We start from the raw sequence: 16,431 nt of genomic DNA on the forward strand, positions 1-16,431 counted from the left end.
TTCAGGCTCGAAACAGCACAGTTGGTTATCGATCAAGGTTACAGTCATCAGGAAGCTGCTGATGCGATGGGAGTGGGTTACTCAACGATTGGTAAGTGGGTAAGGCAACTTCGCGCAGAGCGCTCAGGCACCACTGCTCAGTGCACCCCGATCAGTGATGAGCAAAGAGAAATACGAGAGCTAAAGAAACGGGTTGAACGGCTTGAATTAGAAAAGGATATTTTAAAAAAGGCTTCAGCTCTGTTGATGTCGGACTCCATGAAACACTCTCGATAGTTGAGAGACTGAGTCAGAGCGATAAGCGCCGTTATACGGTAAAAATATTGTGCGAGGTATTGGATGTCCACCGCAGCACGTTCAAGTATTGGCAAAAGCGGGATAAACGTATCAACCCGGAAACCGTCAAATTGCATAGTTTAGTGCGAACTGCCCACCGGTTGAGTCAAGGCTCAGCTGGTGCCAGAACTATCGCTGATATAGTCACCAACGACGAGTCGCACCCAGTCAGTTTATCTCGATATCGTGCCGGGCGTATTATGAAAAAACTCAGTTTAGTCAGCTGCCAGTTGCCCAAACATGCATACAAGAAGGCGGCGCAGGAACATGTTGCCATACCTAACCTACTGGCTAGGGAATTTACCGTTTCGCATCCCAACCAGGTGTGGTGCGGTGATGTCAGTTTTATTTGGGCGGGGAGTCGTTGGGCATATTTAGCAGTTGTTATTGACTTGTTTGCCCGAAAGCCAATTGGCTGGGCTATGAGCTATTCACCGGACAGCTATTTAACGTGTCAGGCCCTGACAATGGCTTATGAAAGTCGCGGGCGGCCGCAGAACATCATGTTCCACAGCGATCAGGGCAGTCATTATACCAGTCGTCAATTCAGGCAAAGAGTATGGCGATACCGGATGAAACAAAGTATGAGCCGTCGCGGAAACTGTTGGGACAATAGTCCAATGGAAAGGTTTTTCAGGAGTTTAAAAACAGAATGGGTACCGGTCACAGGTTACCGGTATTTTACGGAAGCCAAACAGCGTATTGGTGATTATATCCATGGCTATTACAGTCAGCTCAGACCGCACTCATTCAACGGTGGATTAACACCAAATGAGAAAGAACAGAGGTACTGGGATAGCTATAAACCCGTGGCCAAAATGACTTGACCACTACAATGACGGATCTCATTCGAGCGGTTGCAGTAGAGGGACTAATATCTCCTGCATTACGTGCTTCAATTAATGCACCGCGATATAAAACTAATACCCTCTCTGATTTTCGCGTTGGGAAATTCCTCCAATCAAGGGTAGTCTTTTCAAGCCATGACGCATATTTGTGCAAGTGAGCCATGAGGTTCTGTATGGTGGCTAATTTAACACCACCGGAAAGCATCTTGTCGTAAGCCCAATGATTAGCTTCTGGCCAAGGATGTCCGTCATCCCAGAAAATTTGAGGCAACCCAATTATTGGATTAGCAGAGGTTCGATTTTCCCAATGGACTTTGCCGGTTGAAATAATCGCTCGCTTAGGAACATGAAAAATTGCCTCCAGTTGAGCCATTGTTTTCCTCGGTTAGCGATTTGTGAACCTTAGAAATATGATAATGAGCAGTGCTCTTTGGGATAGAAAAGCACCAGGAAATTCATAGTCTCAAACTTACCTATTGGTGGCTGTGGATTAGGAAATGTAAATTACCTGCGTTAGAAATGCATTAAATGTCCATAGCATAAACTACGGTGGTTGTGTGTCAATGCCCATCATCACGCAGTTGGCCAGATATCAACAATTTCCATTTGTAGTTGCGGCAGGTCCAGGGTCTGTTTTTTCCACCATTTCCAACCGTGATGCTCAATGGCTTCTGCCGCTTCCACGACAACAGCGCGCAGATAGGGGTAGGCGGCCTGTATCCAGTTGGCATCAACTTTATGATTCATGGCGGATTGCAGATCCAGCATAATACGCATCTGCGGAGCGTTTACGACGTCGGGCATGACAAAAGGGGTCCGTAGAAATCTAATGGGAATTGCTGGGTTGAGTGACAGGATTTTCGCTGTGTTCTGAAGCGCTGTCCATGCGTTCGGCCTGTTTTTGCAGCGTGCTGAGCATTTCACGGCGACTGCGTAACATATCCTCATATGCGAGACGTGGTTCAGCCTCTGACGGACCTAGGGCTTGCAGCCAGCCTGTCAGTGTCTGTATTTCGAGTTCCAGTTGCTTGATTCCCTGCTTTAATAGCTGCGAATCCAAGCCTGAGCTGCTCGAACGGTCTCGATTATCACTCGCGCTCATGCCCATATCCCTGCCTAATCGTGCGATCGGTGAAAACCTAAGTGGCGGTGAAAATCATGTCAAATTGCTTTATACACCGCTGATTCACTTTGAGTTATCGGCCACACTTCCATGGACATAAGCCTGATGGCACTATTAATTGACAAACCCGTGTCAATTAATGGCGCAAGGTTCTCATGAAAATTAGAACTACGTCAAGAAGTTGTGATAGACAGAAAGAGGCTTTTGTAGTAATGCTTCGCGCTTTGGTGTTGCTCTGGCTCACCCCAGGACTTACTTAACAGGCGGCAATCGGTCTTGTTGAGAAGACGAAGCTGCTGGTAACCGATTTCTTGCCAGTTACTGTCCAGGTTGCGTAAATCTTCAACTGCGAGCGTTTTTTCCAGCCGCTGCCAGCTTAAATTTTCCATGCCATCAACTTTGTCGTGTAAAAAGCTGGCATGCGTTGCCAGCAGGTATAGTGCTTCACGCCAGCTTTCGGCCTCTGCTTCCGGTAAATCGGGTTGTCGAAATGCAGCCCGGCAGACAATGGCAGCTTGCTGATAGCTTTGCCATTGGGGCCAGCCAACCTGACATGCCTTCAAGGCCTCATCAAACTGATTGGCATTTTTCAGCGCCTGAACATGCTCTTTCCAATCTGTCTTATCTGAACCTGCTGGGGGAGGGGATTCCTGGGCCAGCACCTCTTCTTGCGCTGACTCTATATCTGAATCCCAAGCTGAGTCTGTAGAACCTGCATCTGAACCTGAACCTGAATCTGTGGTGGCGGAGTAGGCCTGGTCGTTAGTAGCGTCATCCTGAGTTGACAGCAAATCACCTTGTTGTTGCTCTATTATTGGCTCTGGCTCTGGCTCTGGCTCTGGCTCTGGCTCTGGCTCTGGCTCTGGCTCTGGCTCTGACTCTGGCTCAGACTTTTGTTCTTCACCCGTTACAGGGGGTGAATCTACCCGGCCAGGTGATCGATCCCGTATATTGGGGGTGTTTTCTTCCTCCCACTCCAACCCATCTCGCTCGGGGATGGAGTCGGGATCTACCGGGGGTAAAGACAAATCTTCATTGGCACGCTCTTGCAAAGCGCGTTGCTGATGGTTATGCAATAGCTTCACAGTTACCACAATGGCGATGATGGCTAGTAGCACAAAAATGAAATACAGGAACATGAAAGGCTTCTTTCCTTGTCTCTCTAATCGCTGGGATAGTTGTTTTTGCTAAAGATACCATGAGTCACCCGCTTGTGTTGCCTTTTCCCGGTCTGGAGTTTTCCAGGCGCTGTTTTGAGCGGCTAGAACCCCAGCAAAGAGGAAGCTGACAATTTTTTTCAATTTTTTAACAATTCTAACTATCCCTCCTGGAAAGCTTTTGCTATTATGCGCTCCGCACTGAGGCGAGGGTCTCAGCGCACTATTCACCAGAAATTTTCTGCAAACTCATGTAGAGTAGGACTGGTTGAATAAGCCAGAATTCAATGAGAATTCATTAAATAAGTATTTACAAAAAAACTAAAAAAATACTTGACGGCGACGCAGCATCTACTTAAAATTCGCGCCGCTTTCTGCAACAAGGCAGGAAACAAAGTTTTCTGTCCCCTTCGTCTAGAGGCCTAGGACACCGGGTTTTCATCTCGGCAACAGGGGTTCGAAACCCCTAGGGGACGCCATATTCCAAGCCTGGCTTTTGCCAGGCTTTTTTTTTGCCTGCAACCTGTGGATTCTACGTTTAACGAAGTGACGGGGTGCCAACCATGACCGATCGTGCTCAGCATGCCATATCGATTCGCAATCTGAAAAAAACCTATGCCAACGGCTATGAGGCGCTGAAGGGTGTCGACCTGGATGTGGCTGAAGGGGATTTCTTCGCGTTGCTGGGGCCAAATGGCGCCGGCAAGTCCACCATTATCGGCATCATCTCCACGCTGGTGCGTCTGACCTCCGGCGATATCCAGATTTTCGGCAAAGACGTTGCCACGCACGTCTATGAAGCCAAACTCTCTCTTGGTGTTGTGCCCCAGGAAGTCAACTTCAGTCAGTTTGAAAAGGTGGGCGACATTGTCCGAACCCAGGCAGGGTATTACGGGCTAAGCCCGAAACTGGCCCGTGAACGCACTGAGAAGTACCTCAAAAAACTGGACCTGTGGGATAAGCGTGACAATCGTGCGCGGATGCTGTCCGGTGGTATGAAGCGTCGCCTGATGATTGCCCGGGCACTGGTTCATGAGCCAAAACTGCTGATATTGGATGAGCCGACCGCCGGCGTTGATATCGAGCTGCGCCGTTCCATGTGGGATTTTCTCCAGGAAATCAACCGCAATGGCACCACGATTATTCTGACCACACACTATCTGGAAGAAGCTGAGCACCTGTGCCGCAATATTGCCATCATCAATCACGGCGAAATTATTGAAAACACCAGCATGCGCAGCCTGTTAAGCAAGTTGCAGCAACAGACCCTGATTTTTGATTGCATTAATGAAGTCTCTGCTGCGCCACAATTTGATGACAAGCAAATCCAGTCAACCTGGATTGATGCGCATACGTTTGAAGTTACCATGCCTGCCAGTCACGACATCAATGCGTTGTTTGCTGCACTGACAGATCAGGGCGTTCGTGTGAAAGGGATGCGTAACAAGAGCAACCGTCTGGAAGAATTATTCCTGTCACGCTTGCAGCATGGTCGCGAATCACAGGCGCAGACTGAATCAGTCAGCGAAGAGCAGAAGCGCCTGAATAAAAAGGAGGGTGCTGATGTTTAACAGCCATATCTTTATCGCATTCCAGACCATTCTGGTGAAAGAGGTGCGCCGTTTTACCCGTATCTGGCTACAGACGCTGGTGCCACCCGCGATTACCATCGGCCTGTATTTCCTGATTTTTGGCAACCTGATTGGTCGGCGCATTGGTGAAATGGGCGGGTATAACTATATAGATTTCATCGTGCCAGGCCTGATCATGATGGCAGTGATACAAAATGCCTACGCCAATGTGTCATCGTCCTTTTTCAGCAATAAATTTCAACGCTGTATTGAAGAAATACTGGTCTCACCTGTGCCCAATTATGTCATTCTGCTCGGCTTCGTTGCCGGCGGTATGGCCAGGGGGCTGATGGTCGGTATGATTGTTACTATCATGTCTTTTATCTTTACCGATCTGCATATTGAGCATATCGGTCTGACCTTGTTGGTGGTACTGCTGACTGCGATGGTTTTTGCGCTGGCAGGGTTTATCAATGCGCTGTTCGCCAATACCTTTGATGATATCTCCATCATCCCGACTTTTGTGCTGACACCGCTGATTTACCTGGGCGGCGTGTTCTATTCAGTAGAGTTGCTGCCTGAATTCGGCCAGTGGATTTCCGCGCTTAATCCGGTGCTGTATATGATCAACACCTTCCGTTACGGCATTCTGGGTAGCAGCGATGTGAATGTCTGGTGGGCACTGGGCATGCTTTTCCTGTTCAGTGGTATTCTGTTTACGACTGCCATCGTGCTGCTGCGTCGCGGCACCGGGCTCAGACATTAAAGGTAAACTGCAGATGGCAGAGAATCCACTTGGAAAACAGGTCGATTACCCTCAACAGTACGATCCTTCGCAGCTGTTTCCTGTTGCGCGCGCTGCCAATCGTGCAGCCATCGGAGTCAACGAGAGTGACCTGCCATTTAAGGGGTATGACCACTGGCGCGCCTACGAGCTGTCCTGGCTCTCTGAAAGCGGACTGCCACAGGTAGCAATCGCCAACATCTACGTGCCTTGTCAGAGCCCCAATATCGTTGAATCCAAATCAATGAAGCTCTATTTCAACTCGCTGAACCAGAGTACCTTTGCCTCATCAGAGCAGGTGCAGCAGTGTATCGCAACAGACCTCTCCAAGGCCGCCGGGGCAGATGTTAAGGTCACGCTCCACGGCCCCGATACCCAGGTACTGGAAACCGGCCTGATGCCCGACTCAGCTGTCCTGTTAGACACACTTGGCCTTGATACATTGAACCTGGACACATCGACCGTTGAGGCCACAAACTGGCAGCCCGATGTCGCACTGCTCAAATCAGCAGAATCCGTAGGAGAAGAGGGTACCGGTCGCGTTCAGGAACAGCTCTACAGCCACCTGTTCCGCTCCAACTGTCCGATCACCCGTCAACCCGACTGGGGCAGCATCCTGATCGACTACAGCGGCCAAGCCATCTCACACCCCGATCTGCTGCGCTACATCGTTTCCTACCGCCAGCACGAAGGCTTTCACGAGCACTGCGTAGAGATGATCTTCAATGACCTGCTCAACACATTCAACCTTGACTGTCTGACGGTCAGCATCAACTACCTGCGCCGCGGCGGCATCGAAATCAACCCGGTCAGAAGCACCGAATCCACCGATTCCATAAAACTGCCACGCCTGATCCGCCAATAAGCCCATCCGGCCCGGCAAGAAGCCATTAACGAACTGCCAAAAACCCGCAAAAACGCACGTTTGCCTTGTAATCAACGCTCCGCTGTTATAGATTACGCGCCTTGAAACGGAGAGGTGTCCGAGTGGTCGAAGGAGCACGCCTGGAAAGTGTGTAAGTCGAAAGGCTTCGAGGGTTCGAATCCCTCCCTCTCCGCCAAAATCCCCTTATAAAATCAATAGATTACAGATTTTATAATTCCTGATTGTCCCAATTGTGTCCAGTTACCGGATTAATGGTCTTGGCAAGCGCCAGGTGATCCGGTGCAAGGTGGGCATAGCGCATTGTCATCTTAATATCAACGTGACCCAGTATGTCCTTGAGCGTCAAAATGTCACCACCATTCTGGACAAAATACGCTGCATAGGTGTGGCGCAATATGTGGGTGCTCTGGCCGGTGGGCAGTTTGAATGACAGTTTGAGTGCCAGCCGGTCGAACGCCACCATACTGCTGTCAGTAAACAGCCTGTCACCGCCTTTCCGGTTGTGAGCCAATAGCATTTTTTCCAGCTGGTCACTGATCGGTATGGTTCGATTGCGCTTGCCCTTCGTGTCTGTGAACGTCACAGTGCCATTTTTCACCCGGCTGCGGGTAAGGTTGGCCGCTTCGCCCCATCGGCAGCCTGTGGATAGGCAGAGCAGCGACATAGGGTACAAGTGTGGGTTGCGGCTGGCTTTGGCCTTTGCAAGCAGTTCTGTGATCTGTGGGGCGCTCAGATACGACAATTCCCGGTCAGAGAGTTTTACCGGTCTGATCTTGCCGAAAGGGTTGTCATAGTTGATGTGATCGGTGCGGATCAATTCATTAAACACGGCATTGCAGTAACCCAGGTGATTGTTAAGCGTTTTCGGGTTGGCTGGCTTGCCGTTGACCGTCTTGTTTTTCCTGTACCGGGTAAAGTCCATGCCGGTCATGGTGGCCGCAATAGGATCTTTCATGGCTTCAGCGACAGCCAGTAGAGCAGAGCGGCGGCGTTTCCCTTCCTTCAGAAAGTAGCCATGTGTTTCATACCAAAGTTCAACCAGGTCGGAAAAGCGCCGGTTGTCCGGGGCGGTGGGGTTCCACTCTCTGCCTTGACTGGCTTCATTGGTGACAAATGCTTCAAACCGTAGGGCTTCAGCGCGGCTGTCAAAGCTGCGGCGGATACGCTTGCCCTGATGCCCCTGCGGTCTGAGGTCAACACGCCATTTGCCGTTAACTTTCTTCGGCATCGTGGGTGAAGGTCAGGAAGGTGTACGGGGGTTCGTGGTGCACGGATTCAAGGTGCTGGGGATTCCAGTCACTGCCGGTCACAATCTCACTGTCAAACGGCACTGATTCGGCAATGCGTTGCAATTCTGCTATGAGTTCGGACAGTTTCACGGCGGCACCTCAGAATATTTTAACAAGTTGGATGGTGGCACCATCACTCAGGTTGCACTCAAAACCGGGCTGTGATTGACAACTAACGATGGTGGCTGATGCTTCGTTTTCAGAAGTGAAAGTCAATTCAATTGTGGCTGTACCGGGGCCGTATATCACATTGAGGGTGGCTTTGTTGTCAGTAACGCTGCCTTCAAGTGCTTCCCAAGTACCATTAACTGGGTCGAGTTGAGCGTATATCATCCAGTCGTTTTTCTGGTGGATTGTAACAAAGTCTGTCTGACCATCAATGGTTGTCTGCCAGACTCCTGAAGTGTCAGCCAGGGCAACTGCCGGGAAAAGCAGAGCAATGCATAGTGATATAACGCGCATGATAAAACCTCCTGTTTAGGTGTTAGAAAACCATCTATCAGCAATCCTTGCCGCCACCTTATAACCGGCATCCGTGCCAGCTATCCCATTTACGCGGTTCGAGACTGCTCTATCTCTGGGCTGATTTGGCCTGCTTCAGGTGCTGTTTGACCAGTCATCAACCATAAAGTGTATTTTGTAAATGTAGGATTCTGTGTGATTTTGAGCAGTTCCTTGCCCCCGGGCACAGTTCGGCCCGCCTCATAATGACGCAGAGTGCCCATGTTTATCCCTGTCTCAACAGCAAAATTGAACTGCGACAGTGACTCGGCCTCTCTCATTTTTTTTATCTTTTCGCCAATATCCATATAAAATATCTATTTGTGCGTACAGATTTGCACATGTAGGATTTATTTGAGCGTACAAATATGCGCACTGGCAGACAGTAACGGCCATGGCGCACCACAACAGAAAAGAGTATCAGAAAATGGCGTCCAACAATATCCATATTCATCTTGACGGCTCTCCCTTTTTGACACCTGAGCGTTTTGCAGATTTATCTGGAATCCCTTTGAAAGCAGTCCAGAAGCGTATCCAGCGTGGGGAATTCCCAGTTGAGTCATTCAATCTGGAGGACTCCGCCACCAGTCGAGCAAAAAAGTACATCAACATGGTGAAGCTGGCTGAAATGGCAGCTTCTTCCCCATTCGTCCACCCCAGACTAAGCCGGTAGCGATTAACGGAGCCTGAATCATGAATAAGAAAGAACAGGAACTGGCTGTTGAAAAATTGGTTGACCAGTCGGCGCAACATCACGAAAAGCACGTTGAAATGATGCACTTCGTAATGGCTGCGGGTCTGATGGTGAAAATGGATTGGCGGCAAACTCTCAGGGTGGCGAAGATACTAATTGAGCAGGTAGGGGATAAACCAATAGGCCAGGTAACACTTGACGAGTTGCTTAATGCTCTGGGCGCTTGGGAACGCGAACAAAGGGCAGGGTATTTGGGTGGTGGGTCTAGTAAATGATACCGGAACCTAAGACAGTCAGATTTACCGAACGGACGCCATACCACCGTATGGCGCACGTTTGGTTGCTTCTCACCGAACACCACCGCCAAAAAATCTGTGAACTGGCACGAGTAGGCACCGGCAGTGCAAAAGTGCACTGGTATTCCGTGCCGGTCAGTGATGCCCGGCTGATAATTGAGCAAATGCGAATGTTCGGGGCGTTCTGTCACATGATCCACGATGACGACACTGCCCAAGATAGGGCGCAAACATTCAACGAGTCGCAAGGCACAGGAACCGATGGCTAATAAAAATTTCACTGCCGGGATTAACCACCCGGACAATATTGCATTCAGAAAAAAACACATTGCGCGTCACGTCGAGTTAGGACGGACGTTAGAACGTGGATACATGAAAATTGCAAAGCGTGTCGGTTATGTGGAAGCAAACCGGGCGTTGAATGCAGCCAGTCAGCGATTGCAGCGCGGTGATCTGAAGCTGTCTTGGGATGATGACCAAATAGTGGGTTGGTGCAAGCGCCGTGCAAATGAGTGCAGTCGGTTGGCCGGTATCCATGATGAACAAACGGCAGTAGCAAAAATTACCAAGATACTCGAAGGCTACGGGCTGGAATTCCCTGAGACTAATGACCTGTTTGGTTTGGCTCCAGGTATTGCCCGGACAGAGTGCCAAAAATGGTGGCGGCGTCAGGTGCGCCGGATTCAGGCAAGGGAAGTTGACGAGTTAGCTCGTAGCTGGCGGTTGGTTCACAACAAGGGTGAGATTTATTGCAGTGACGACACCCTGAAGAGACGAACCAAGCAGAAAGCCAGAAACAAAAAACTCTTGCAGCGGCTGGAAGCCGAAAACGACATTGGCCAGACCTATACGCTGGATGAACTGGCCGCACTGGGTATCAGTAACCCGGAAATCAAACGGGCTGAACTGATGACTAGAATGCGCGGGTTTGAGGAACTGGCGCAATCAACCGGCAAGGTGGGGGAGTTCTACACCATCACTTGCCCATCTAAATATCACTCAACACTTGATAGGGGAATTCCCAATGAAAAATGGAATAAATCGACAGTCAGAGAAGCGCATGAATATCTTACTGACATGTGGGGTCGTATTAGGGCTTGTCTGCACCGCCGTAACATTGAAGTTTTTGGGTTTCGGGTTGCAGAGCCACATCACGATGGGTGCCCTCATTGGCATCTCCTTTTGTTCTGTGATTATTCAGACATTGGCACTATCCGCAGTATTTTTACTAGATATGCTCTACAGGAAGATGGTGAAGAACCGGGGGCGAAGCGTAATCGGTTCAAAGCTGTAAGCATTGACCCAGCGAAGGGATCAGCAGCCGGTTACATTGCAAAGTATGTCGCAAAAAATGTCGATGGATTCAAGTTGCATGATGACCTGTATGGTCATGACGCGAAGCTGAGTGCAGCCCGGATTGATGCCTGGGCATCCTGTCACGGTATCCGGCAGTTCCAGCAGATAGGTGGCCCGTCAGTCACGGTCTGGCGTGAATTGCGCCGGTTGCAAGGTGAAGAGGATGGGATTATCGAAGAGTGTCGGCAAGCGGCTGACTCGGCCAACTGGTGCGCGTTCTGTCTCCTGATGGGGTCAGGGCGCGGACAGGCGCTGCAAATAGTCAGGGTTAACCAGTTGGACACGGACACAGGGGAACTGTGCATTGCCACCGAAAAAACGGTTAAACAGTACGAAAACCGGTATGGCGAACCGGTTACAGGCCGGATAGTTGGCCTAATAGGTCAGGGGTGTGCAGCGGTTACCAGACTTTGGGACTGGACGGTGCGCCAGATTGACCACATTACCAGCCACGTTAGAAGCAAACCAAAACCGGGATTTAATTTGTATCAGGTCGGGTTCGGGATCGGTGCCGCGTAGCGGCGCTCTCGGACTTGTGTCAATAACTGTACGGGGGGTTGGGGTGAAGAAAAAAACGGGAAAGAAAGCGGTAAAGAAAAAGCATGTTCACAGATGGTTATACGCGGGCGGTGAGGCGAAATGTTCTTGCGGGAAGTACCTCCAGCCAGTCGGCAAAATAACGTCGAGGCCATAAGGTGACCGGCTGGCTGGGTTGGTTGTTTATTGGTGCTGCGGTTGCGTGGTTTGCGGCAATGATGAACCTGATGTGGAAGTGGTGCCGATTGATGGTGATAGCGAGAACGTATGAAATTTTGTTACGGGAATTTTTGGTTTTACAACGTGAGAGGGGAAAAGTAATGTCACGAAGAAGCATAAGAATGCAGCAAGTAAACGAGTCCACAACGGAGCCGGTCAGCCAGCCTGAACCGGCCACAAACCGTTATGCAGAAATGTCATGGACAGAACTGCGGCGCGAAGCCAGTAAGCGCGAGGTGGTCTCATGGCGGCGCAAGCGTGATGAAATCGAGGCCGAACTACTGGCGCAGGATGCAGCAGCATGAACAACGCTGAAATCATCGAAAAATCGCGTATCTGTCTGGCTCAAGCCAAGGCGCTAGTTTATGAACTGGACAATGCGCCGGTTTATATCCGCCGGACGGAAAACGCGATTAAAGCCAGGTCAACGGCAGTCAGTGCAATTCAACTGGTTGCAGAGTTACTGAAACGGGTCAAGGCTGAAGGCGAAGGGGGAAGCAATGGCGAGGGTGGATAAACCGGTATTGGGCACCCGTCAGTGTCCAGATTGCGGCGAGAGTGGCAGCATCCATCTGGCTGCAGGAAAGCGGGGCAGTCTGTACCAGCGTTGCGGGTGCGGTTGCCGTCAGGAGAATGGCCGCATGATGCAATCACGATTCTATTATGAGGCCGAATGGAGACCGGATTGCAAACCGGATGCACCGGCCAATGTCTACCCGTTGGAAGAGTACCGGGAAAAGCTGGCGGCGCTGCATGAGCGCAACCGGGCGGCGGTCGGTCAGCCAGACCGGGAAAGCCAGCAATCACGCGAGGTTGCGCCGGTATCCGAAACCGGCAATGAACCGGTGACTAAACCGGATTTTATACCGGAAGAAAAACCGGAAGCGGAGCCAGAAAACAGCAAAAAGGGGCTAATCTGGCTGGGTGCAGGACTCGGATTAATTGCGGCGATAGTGGGGGCGGCATGAGTGAAGAAGCGCAGGAACAAAGCACAGTCAGTGCTGAAGAACAGCAGCAGTTTGATGGGCTGGACAGCCTGATAAACGAGGCAACCGATTTCAACCCAGGTGAAATGCCAGCGGGTGAAACCGGCAAGCCACCGGCAGAACAGTCCGATGAATCATCGGCCATGATGTGCACCGGGCTGGTGACGGTCATATTCACCACGGCAGCGGTGCGCCGGGGTGAACACTGGCAGTTGAAAGACCATGAAGCGGAGCAGTTAGGCGCGGCACTGGCGGCGGTGCTGGATAAATACATGCCTTCGTTCAATGGTGGCGTTGAAGCGGCGCTGATCATGACGGCACTGGTTATTGTACTGCCTCGCACCATGCAGGATGCCAGCATTAAACGTGCACGGCTGGAAGCTGAGAAGCAGGAAACCGGCAGCGATACCGGAAAGCGTCAGAAGCAACCGGAACCGGCGAATGATATGGGATACATTCAGGACAAAGCGGCTTAATGGCAATCAGAGCAAATCCAAGTCTACCGAACCGGCACACAGGTTACATTGCCTGTAGCGGCTACGGTAAAAGCCAGGCACTAAAGCAGAACACGGACATTCCGAAAAAGGGTGCCCGTGTTTTGCTATGGGATCCAGACAACGACCACAAAGCCACCCACTTTGATGACTGGAGTAAGTTCGTCAGGGCGGTGGTGGCTGGCATGAAGTCCGGCAAGGGCTTTCGGCTTGCGTGGGCGGGTGAGGTATCACAGTCCCGGTTTGAATCATTCTGCCGGTTGGTATGGGAATGTCTGGACGGCCAGCGATTGCTATATATCATCATTGAAGAACTGGCCGATGTGCAAAACTCCCCGGGCAAAGCGTCCCAATGGTGCGGCCAGCTATTCAGACGTGCGCGTAAGTACGGCGGTATCATCCATTGGTGCAGCCAGCGGTCAGAAGAAATCAGCAAAACGGTTTTCAGCCAGACTGAGAATTATTTTATTGGTTACCCTAACGACACTTGCACACCATCCCGCGTCAGTGAGATGTCACGCATAGCCAGGTGCACACCGGACGATTTATACAGGCTGAAGCCATTGCAATTCAGACGGAAAAAAGGCCGGGAAGCCACCACAATTCAGCTGAAATACAAAAAAATCTGATTAATTTTAACCTATAGGTTAACCCCCAATTTTCCACTTTACAGCCCTTGCGGATATCGAGAATCTGCAAGGGCTTTTTTATTTTAGATTTCCGATTAACGGGGTGGGGACAGACATGAAAGCGGACTGGAAACAGATTGCACTGATCGCAGGCGTCAGCCTTGCAGTGGTGTACGCCAGCAATAACGAATTGCCGATCATCGGTGATCGCATCAAGCAATTCGCTAATGGCGGCACTGGCTGGCTGTAAGTCGGCACGGGGGTAGCTATGAAAGTTAATGTGAATTGGCAGCAGTTGGCGCTAATGGCAGCAGTATCAGCAACGCTGATTTATGCCAGCAACAACCGTGTGCCTGTATTGGGTTACGGCGTTCGCCGTGCATTGGGCTGAGGGGGAAACCATGCCTAGTCGATTAAATTTTGCTGAATCTCTGGACTTCCAAGGCGCGGTAGCTGCCGGTGGCAATCCAAAGGTTTTCATTGATGGTGGTGCCACCATCGAAGAACTGACACTTAACACCAATCTGGAAGCTGATGAGTTCACGCTGGTCATTGAAATCAACAATGAAAAGCGCGTTGAAATCACCGGTACCCAGATGCTGGATCGTGAAGGGTATGACAACCGATCAGCAACAGCCGATCAGTTTGTGTTGTCATTCTCTGATCCACTGGCGCGCACCTTGCAGGGTGAAATCATGAGCGGTCTGGTCACTAAACCCACTGACCGTGTTGTGATTTCGCTGGAAATTGCAGGCGCTGTGACACCAGTGACGCCGACAGCAACGCTGTATGTCGAAACCAGCGCAAACCGACCTGAAGAGTTCAAGCTGTATATTCTGCCTGAGACTATTCCGGTCACAAAAATTGGTGAAAACCAGTTTGCCAATTTTCGTCGTGGGCCAGCCCCAGGTCGATACTTCATTAAACGCGTATTCAACTATGGTGCTATCACGCACCTTGAAGTTGAACAGGATCGTAAAGCCGTATTCGGCAAGCGTGGCCTGCCAAAAGCGGTTAACGATGGTCGTCTGAAGCGCAACGGAAAAACCGTGCCCACTTCAAGCACCTGCTATGTGTATGACCCGAACGTAAAGCAATCGAACACCACTGATTTGCTGGATACGTATTCGGTGGAGTCACTGCGGTTTACGTTCACCACGTCTGACAGTAACGACATTGAAGCGTTGACTGAATACGTGCAGGACGTTCGACCACGCCAGCAGGCGGCAGCATAAGCCGGGGGTGATCCATGTCACAGCAAACTATCGGCGCACCAACAGGTGTCGGCACTACCATTGCCGACATCTTTGAAACGCTATCGAACACCTGGCTAAGTGTTGAAACGCTGAAGCGGGGGATGCCACTCGGTTATACCAGTGGCAACAATGACCCGGCCAGTTTTCCGCACGTTAATACGGGCACCAACTATGACGGCACGACGATTGTCAGCGGTCAGTTGATATCCGGTGTGCAGAACAAGCACCTTGCTGCCGGTGTCGGTTTGCTGGTGGCGGCTGGCATTATCGTTTACGCGTATAGCTAAGGGGGATGAATGCCAGTATTGCCATACGCAATCGCATTCCTTGCTGCCGGTGCTGGTGTGAAATTCATTGGCGATGGCCTGTCAGATACCGCGGACGGCGTGACGAAAGTTGCGCTCGTTGCCGGTGTCGGGTTCGGCGGCTATTGGTTGGCTAAAAAGAACGGGGTGATCAAGTGAGTGTGCCAGGTATTCCCGATTTTTTGTTATCAGGCGGATCAGGGGGACTGACAATTTCCCCTTCATCCGGCGCGGACTCTGGCCGTACTCAGAACACGCTGAACTTTGGCGATTCGACCGGCGGCGGGGCATTTTCAACAGCACAATTATTTGTGATCGGTGCGGCGGTGGTCGGCACGGTTTGGTTACTGGGGCGTAAGTAATGGCACTTTGGGACTCAAGCAGTAGCAGTTCAAGTAAAACGAGCGCAAATACGGTCGGCGGTCAGTCCACGTCCGGTCCAGTATCACCGGTTCATGTTTCCGGCGAAGGCGGGTCACATACGGTTGTGATTGATCAAAGCCAGACTGATTTTGATGCCATTAATGCTGGCAAGGATGTTGCTGGACGTTCACTAGACAGCATTGACTATGCCGTTGATAAGGCACTTGGCACATCCGGGGATGTATTCCGGGATATGCTCAATTTTGGCGGCAACATCGTTACCGGTGCCGGTAATCTGATTTCTGATGTCATCAAGCAAAGCACGTTTCAGCAGGAACAAGCCATGCTGGCGGCTCAGGCCGCGTTTGCTGATGCCAGTAAAACAACCGGCATTGCCATTGACAGTAATACCCTGATCAGCCAGGACTCAATTGAGTTAGCGCGGGACGTGGTTGGCCTGACGGGTGAACTCAATCAGCAGAACATTGATTACATGACAAGCGGTTTCAACACAGTGAATAACACTGTGGAAGCCATGACCGATTCATTGCAGGCCAGCGATGCCGTACAGGCTCAGATGAATTCCGAACAGTTGGGTGCCATCACCGAACTGGCAACTGCCGTCCAGACCGGCGGCGAGTCAATCAATGCCAATGTCAACAAGATGATTGCCGTGGTAGCAGTCCTCGGTATCGGACTGGTTGCATGGCGAATGGCGGGGCAGTCATGAGCGGGAAGCAATTTGCAATCACTGTCACCGGCATGATTATTGCCGGGGTAGTGTCACAGTTGATCGTTAAG

Annotated in this window: 27 protein-coding genes, 2 tRNA genes and 1 pseudogene; 22 read left to right on the forward strand and 8 right to left on the reverse strand. The window is 50.8% G+C overall.

Features of this window, described 5'->3' with window-relative positions:
* Window positions 1-1,163 (forward strand): IS3 family transposase gene (locus PSCS_RS06560; protein ID WP_232790082.1). Its coding sequence is split into 2 segments (ribosomal slippage), with 1,164 coding nucleotides annotated over them: window positions 1-235 and window positions 235-1,163; the frame shifts between segments, so codons are not numbered across the junction. This gene is flagged as partial in the annotation.
* Here PSCS_RS06560 and PSCS_RS15845 read toward each other — a convergent pair.
* The 4 genes from PSCS_RS15845 to PSCS_RS15980 all read right to left on the reverse strand — a co-directional run bounded on the left by PSCS_RS15845 (window position 1,087) and on the right by PSCS_RS15980 (window position 3,446).
* On the reverse strand, window positions 1,087-1,557 hold the full coding sequence (locus tag PSCS_RS15845) for a hypothetical protein (RefSeq protein WP_157885646.1): 471 nt from the start codon (window positions 1,555-1,557) through the stop codon (window positions 1,087-1,089). The genes PSCS_RS06560 and PSCS_RS15845 overlap by 77 nt on opposite strands.
* Window positions 1,558-1,757: 200 nt before the next feature.
* Complete coding sequence (locus PSCS_RS06565) at window positions 1,758-1,988, reverse strand: dUTP diphosphatase (protein WP_068811067.1); 231 nt, start codon at window positions 1,986-1,988, stop codon at window positions 1,758-1,760.
* A 22-nt stretch (window positions 1,989-2,010) separates the two neighbouring features.
* Window positions 2,011-2,286 (reverse strand): hypothetical protein, encoded by a 276-nt coding sequence (locus tag PSCS_RS06570; RefSeq protein ID WP_068811069.1) that lies wholly within the window; start codon window positions 2,284-2,286, stop codon window positions 2,011-2,013.
* A 194-nt stretch (window positions 2,287-2,480) separates the two neighbouring features.
* The gene (locus PSCS_RS15980; protein ID WP_068811071.1) at window positions 2,481-3,446 is read right to left on the reverse strand and encodes a hypothetical protein; all 966 of its coding nucleotides are present in this window, start codon (window positions 3,444-3,446) and stop codon (window positions 2,481-2,483) included.
* 421 nt (window positions 3,447-3,867) lie between these two features.
* Here PSCS_RS15980 and PSCS_RS06580 point away from each other — a divergent pair.
* The 5 genes and pseudogenes from PSCS_RS06580 (at window position 3,868) to PSCS_RS06600 (ending at window position 6,880) form a co-directional block, all read left to right on the forward strand.
* Window positions 3,868-3,943, forward strand: a tRNA-Glu gene (locus PSCS_RS06580).
* A gap of 84 nt (window positions 3,944-4,027) precedes the next feature.
* Window positions 4,028-4,951: pseudogene (locus PSCS_RS06585) on the forward strand (ABC transporter ATP-binding protein); the annotation flags it as partial.
* A 76-nt stretch (window positions 4,952-5,027) separates the two neighbouring features.
* Entirely contained in the window at window positions 5,028-5,801 is a 774-nt protein-coding gene (locus PSCS_RS06590) for an ABC transporter permease (protein WP_068811074.1), read from the forward strand.
* A gap of 13 nt (window positions 5,802-5,814) precedes the next feature.
* Window positions 5,815-6,684 carry an NADPH-dependent 7-cyano-7-deazaguanine reductase QueF gene (gene queF, locus PSCS_RS06595; protein ID WP_068811075.1) on the forward strand — a complete coding sequence of 290 codons (870 nt, stop codon included), beginning with the start codon at window positions 5,815-5,817 and terminating at the stop codon, window positions 6,682-6,684.
* A gap of 108 nt (window positions 6,685-6,792) precedes the next feature.
* Window positions 6,793-6,880, forward strand: a tRNA-Ser gene (locus PSCS_RS06600).
* Between the two features lie 33 nt (window positions 6,881-6,913).
* On the opposite strand, the gene PSCS_RS06605 is transcribed toward PSCS_RS06600, so the two are convergent.
* The 4 genes from PSCS_RS06605 to PSCS_RS06615 all read right to left on the reverse strand — a co-directional run bounded on the left by PSCS_RS06605 (window position 6,914) and on the right by PSCS_RS06615 (window position 8,803).
* The gene (locus tag PSCS_RS06605; protein ID WP_068811076.1) at window positions 6,914-7,933 is read right to left on the reverse strand and encodes a phage integrase; all 1,020 of its coding nucleotides are present in this window, start codon (window positions 7,931-7,933) and stop codon (window positions 6,914-6,916) included.
* Complete coding sequence (locus tag PSCS_RS15855) at window positions 7,917-8,084, reverse strand: hypothetical protein (RefSeq protein ID WP_157885647.1); 168 nt, start codon at window positions 8,082-8,084, stop codon at window positions 7,917-7,919. The genes PSCS_RS06605 and PSCS_RS15855 overlap by 17 nt, the downstream gene beginning before the upstream one ends.
* Before the next feature lie 9 nt (window positions 8,085-8,093).
* Window positions 8,094-8,456, reverse strand: a complete 363-nt coding sequence (locus PSCS_RS06610; protein WP_068811077.1) for a hypothetical protein — start codon at window positions 8,454-8,456, stop codon at window positions 8,094-8,096.
* A gap of 89 nt (window positions 8,457-8,545) precedes the next feature.
* A complete protein-coding gene (locus tag PSCS_RS06615; protein ID WP_068811078.1) occupies window positions 8,546-8,803 on the reverse strand; it encodes a helix-turn-helix domain-containing protein in 258 nt (85 codons plus the stop codon).
* A gap of 86 nt (window positions 8,804-8,889) precedes the next feature.
* On the opposite strand from PSCS_RS06615, the gene PSCS_RS06620 reads away from it, so the two are divergent.
* The 16 genes from PSCS_RS06620 (at window position 8,890) to PSCS_RS06680 (ending at window position 16,360) form a co-directional block, all read left to right on the forward strand.
* Window positions 8,890-9,168: a hypothetical protein gene (locus tag PSCS_RS06620; RefSeq protein WP_068811079.1), complete on the forward strand. Its 279-nt coding sequence runs from the start codon at window positions 8,890-8,892 to the stop codon at window positions 9,166-9,168.
* Window positions 9,169-9,188: 20 nt separating this feature from the next.
* Window positions 9,189-9,464: a hypothetical protein gene (locus PSCS_RS06625; protein WP_068811080.1), complete on the forward strand. Its 276-nt coding sequence runs from the start codon at window positions 9,189-9,191 to the stop codon at window positions 9,462-9,464.
* Window positions 9,461-9,754: a hypothetical protein gene (locus tag PSCS_RS15860; RefSeq protein ID WP_068811081.1), complete on the forward strand. Its 294-nt coding sequence runs from the start codon at window positions 9,461-9,463 to the stop codon at window positions 9,752-9,754. Before PSCS_RS06625 ends, PSCS_RS15860 begins: the two co-directional genes overlap by 4 nt.
* A 103-nt stretch (window positions 9,755-9,857) precedes the next feature.
* The gene (locus PSCS_RS06635; RefSeq protein WP_157885648.1) at window positions 9,858-11,360 is read left to right on the forward strand and encodes a replication endonuclease; all 1,503 of its coding nucleotides are present in this window, start codon (window positions 9,858-9,860) and stop codon (window positions 11,358-11,360) included.
* 359 nt (window positions 11,361-11,719) lie between these two features.
* On the forward strand, window positions 11,720-11,902 hold the full coding sequence (locus tag PSCS_RS06640; RefSeq protein WP_068811083.1) for a hypothetical protein: 183 nt from the start codon (window positions 11,720-11,722) through the stop codon (window positions 11,900-11,902).
* Window positions 11,899-12,114, forward strand: a complete 216-nt coding sequence (locus PSCS_RS06645) for a hypothetical protein (protein WP_068811085.1) — start codon at window positions 11,899-11,901, stop codon at window positions 12,112-12,114. The genes PSCS_RS06640 and PSCS_RS06645 overlap by 4 nt, the downstream gene beginning before the upstream one ends.
* Complete coding sequence (locus PSCS_RS06650; RefSeq protein WP_157885649.1) at window positions 12,098-12,565, forward strand: hypothetical protein; 468 nt, start codon at window positions 12,098-12,100, stop codon at window positions 12,563-12,565. Before PSCS_RS06645 ends, PSCS_RS06650 begins: the two co-directional genes overlap by 17 nt.
* Window positions 12,562-13,059 (forward strand): hypothetical protein, encoded by a 498-nt coding sequence (locus PSCS_RS06655; protein ID WP_068811089.1) that lies wholly within the window; start codon window positions 12,562-12,564, stop codon window positions 13,057-13,059. Before PSCS_RS06650 ends, PSCS_RS06655 begins: the two co-directional genes overlap by 4 nt.
* Window positions 13,059-13,706 carry a hypothetical protein gene (locus PSCS_RS06660; protein ID WP_068811091.1) on the forward strand — a complete coding sequence of 216 codons (648 nt, stop codon included), beginning with the start codon at window positions 13,059-13,061 and terminating at the stop codon, window positions 13,704-13,706. The genes PSCS_RS06655 and PSCS_RS06660 overlap by 1 nt, the downstream gene beginning before the upstream one ends.
* Window positions 13,707-13,821: 115 nt before the next feature.
* Complete coding sequence (locus tag PSCS_RS16235) at window positions 13,822-13,956, forward strand: hypothetical protein (RefSeq protein WP_267889997.1); 135 nt, start codon at window positions 13,822-13,824, stop codon at window positions 13,954-13,956.
* Between the two features lie 18 nt (window positions 13,957-13,974).
* The gene (locus tag PSCS_RS16240) at window positions 13,975-14,097 is read left to right on the forward strand and encodes a hypothetical protein (protein ID WP_267889996.1); all 123 of its coding nucleotides are present in this window, start codon (window positions 13,975-13,977) and stop codon (window positions 14,095-14,097) included.
* 10 nt (window positions 14,098-14,107) lie between these two features.
* Complete coding sequence (locus PSCS_RS06665) at window positions 14,108-14,941, forward strand: major capsid protein P2 (RefSeq protein WP_068811093.1); 834 nt, start codon at window positions 14,108-14,110, stop codon at window positions 14,939-14,941.
* A 14-nt stretch (window positions 14,942-14,955) separates the two neighbouring features.
* Entirely contained in the window at window positions 14,956-15,249 is a 294-nt protein-coding gene (locus PSCS_RS06670; protein WP_068811095.1) for a hypothetical protein, read from the forward strand.
* A 9-nt stretch (window positions 15,250-15,258) separates the two neighbouring features.
* Window positions 15,259-15,426, forward strand: coding sequence for a hypothetical protein (locus tag PSCS_RS15865; RefSeq protein WP_157885650.1), 168 nt, complete (start codon window positions 15,259-15,261; stop codon window positions 15,424-15,426).
* A complete protein-coding gene (locus PSCS_RS06675; protein ID WP_068811097.1) occupies window positions 15,423-15,629 on the forward strand; it encodes a hypothetical protein in 207 nt (68 codons plus the stop codon). Before PSCS_RS15865 ends, PSCS_RS06675 begins: the two co-directional genes overlap by 4 nt.
* Window positions 15,629-16,360 carry a hypothetical protein gene (locus PSCS_RS06680; protein ID WP_068811099.1) on the forward strand — a complete coding sequence of 244 codons (732 nt, stop codon included), beginning with the start codon at window positions 15,629-15,631 and terminating at the stop codon, window positions 16,358-16,360. The genes PSCS_RS06675 and PSCS_RS06680 overlap by 1 nt, the downstream gene beginning before the upstream one ends.
* The last annotated feature ends 71 nt before the right edge of the window (window positions 16,361-16,431 follow it).

Source organism: Pseudohongiella nitratireducens (genome assembly GCF_001642735.1).
Classification (GTDB): domain Bacteria; phylum Pseudomonadota; class Gammaproteobacteria; order Pseudomonadales; family Pseudohongiellaceae; genus Pseudohongiella; species Pseudohongiella nitratireducens.

Coding starts and splice junctions, on each gene's coding strand:
- PSCS_RS06650 (WP_157885649.1), top strand. CDS start 12,098: ATGGCGAGGGTGGATAAACCGGTATTGGGCACCCGTCAGTGTCCAGAT.
- PSCS_RS06590 (WP_068811074.1), top strand. CDS start 5,028: ATGTTTAACAGCCATATCTTTATCGCATTCCAGACCATTCTGGTGAAA.
- PSCS_RS06640 (WP_068811083.1), top strand. CDS start 11,720: ATGCAGCAAGTAAACGAGTCCACAACGGAGCCGGTCAGCCAGCCTGAA.
- PSCS_RS15980 (WP_068811071.1), bottom strand. CDS start 3,446: ATGTTCCTGTATTTCATTTTTGTGCTACTAGCCATCATCGCCATTGTG.
- PSCS_RS06565 (WP_068811067.1), bottom strand. CDS start 1,988: ATGCCCGACGTCGTAAACGCTCCGCAGATGCGTATTATGCTGGATCTG.
- PSCS_RS06620 (WP_068811079.1), top strand. CDS start 8,890: ATGGCGCACCACAACAGAAAAGAGTATCAGAAAATGGCGTCCAACAAT.
- PSCS_RS15845 (WP_157885646.1), bottom strand. CDS start 1,557: ATGGCTCAACTGGAGGCAATTTTTCATGTTCCTAAGCGAGCGATTATT.
- PSCS_RS15865 (WP_157885650.1), top strand. CDS start 15,259: ATGCCAGTATTGCCATACGCAATCGCATTCCTTGCTGCCGGTGCTGGT.
- PSCS_RS06665 (WP_068811093.1), top strand. CDS start 14,108: ATGCCTAGTCGATTAAATTTTGCTGAATCTCTGGACTTCCAAGGCGCG.
- PSCS_RS06625 (WP_068811080.1), top strand. CDS start 9,189: ATGAATAAGAAAGAACAGGAACTGGCTGTTGAAAAATTGGTTGACCAG.
- PSCS_RS06570 (WP_068811069.1), bottom strand. CDS start 2,286: ATGAGCGCGAGTGATAATCGAGACCGTTCGAGCAGCTCAGGCTTGGAT.
- PSCS_RS06645 (WP_068811085.1), top strand. CDS start 11,899: ATGAACAACGCTGAAATCATCGAAAAATCGCGTATCTGTCTGGCTCAA.
- PSCS_RS06680 (WP_068811099.1), top strand. CDS start 15,629: ATGGCACTTTGGGACTCAAGCAGTAGCAGTTCAAGTAAAACGAGCGCA.
- PSCS_RS15860 (WP_068811081.1), top strand. CDS start 9,461: ATGATACCGGAACCTAAGACAGTCAGATTTACCGAACGGACGCCATAC.
- PSCS_RS16235 (WP_267889997.1), top strand. CDS start 13,822: ATGAAAGCGGACTGGAAACAGATTGCACTGATCGCAGGCGTCAGCCTT.
- PSCS_RS06610 (WP_068811077.1), bottom strand. CDS start 8,456: ATGCGCGTTATATCACTATGCATTGCTCTGCTTTTCCCGGCAGTTGCC.
- PSCS_RS06660 (WP_068811091.1), top strand. CDS start 13,059: ATGGCAATCAGAGCAAATCCAAGTCTACCGAACCGGCACACAGGTTAC.
- PSCS_RS16240 (WP_267889996.1), top strand. CDS start 13,975: ATGAAAGTTAATGTGAATTGGCAGCAGTTGGCGCTAATGGCAGCAGTA.
- PSCS_RS06615 (WP_068811078.1), bottom strand. CDS start 8,803: ATGGATATTGGCGAAAAGATAAAAAAAATGAGAGAGGCCGAGTCACTG.
- PSCS_RS06605 (WP_068811076.1), bottom strand. CDS start 7,933: ATGCCGAAGAAAGTTAACGGCAAATGGCGTGTTGACCTCAGACCGCAG.
- PSCS_RS06670 (WP_068811095.1), top strand. CDS start 14,956: ATGTCACAGCAAACTATCGGCGCACCAACAGGTGTCGGCACTACCATT.
- queF (WP_068811075.1), top strand. CDS start 5,815: ATGGCAGAGAATCCACTTGGAAAACAGGTCGATTACCCTCAACAGTAC.
- PSCS_RS06655 (WP_068811089.1), top strand. CDS start 12,562: ATGAGTGAAGAAGCGCAGGAACAAAGCACAGTCAGTGCTGAAGAACAG.
- PSCS_RS06635 (WP_157885648.1), top strand. CDS start 9,858: ATGAAAATTGCAAAGCGTGTCGGTTATGTGGAAGCAAACCGGGCGTTG.